Raw genomic sequence first — 739 nt, 5'->3', positions numbered from 1 at the left:
GATGCATACGATGTTGATCTTTTCAAAACATATGATAGCTTGTTACTGATAGGGAATAACGAGTCTGTAGGTTACACGATGGAAAAACTATTTGGATTCTCAGTAGATAGTGATACGTTATTGATTGATAATATTAATGGTCCAGGAGAGATTAAAGTTAAACGATATGCTCCCAACGAAGAAATCCCTGATGAAATAAAAGCCATTGGATTACTGAAGATGCTATAGATCTTCAAAGTAATTTTCTAAAAGGGCTTCAGTTATAAAGTGAAGCCCTTTTTATTGGTGACAATTCAGCCATTAAAATCATTTAATAACAATTGAACTATTTAGGTTTGTATATGAAAGTTAAAGATATTATATTAATCTTAGGATTAACAATAAGCTTTTCTGTTTTTTCCAATGGGAATAGTACCTTTCCAACATTGATGAGTTATAATGTTTATATGCTCGATAAAAAGTTAACCGATACACAACAAATAAAACGGGCAAATCTACTTAATAAATCTGATTTTTTTAATAATGTAGATATCGTCTCTTTCAATGAAATATTTGATAATGATAGTAGCCAAATTATAACTGATGGTTTAACTAAGAAAGGATTTTCATATTTCACGCCTGTATTAGGAAGACAAATTATTGGTTGGGACAGCACGGAAGGAAATTGGTCAGATTCAATACCAGAAGATGGTGGAGTACTGATAATGAGTAAATATCCGATCGAATATAAAGCACAATA

Annotated in this window: 1 protein-coding gene and 1 pseudogene; both read left to right on the top strand. The window is 30.9% G+C overall.

All coding sequences use genetic code 11. The features are described 5' to 3' along the window. Nucleotides 1–228: pseudogene (locus VOR_RS0114810) on the top strand (hypothetical protein); the annotation flags it as partial. A 113-nt stretch (nt 229–341) separates the two neighbouring features. Further along, the coding region (locus tag VOR_RS0114805; protein WP_010320474.1) for an endonuclease/exonuclease/phosphatase family protein at nt 342–739 on the top strand (398 nt) is incomplete at its 3' end.

The sequence above is a fragment of the Vibrio ordalii ATCC 33509 genome (assembly GCA_000257205.1).
Lineage (GTDB): Bacteria > Pseudomonadota > Gammaproteobacteria > Enterobacterales > Vibrionaceae > Vibrio > Vibrio ordalii.
Note: the sequence above shows the minus strand (reverse complement) of the source record. Positions and strands in the feature narration are given on the sequence as shown.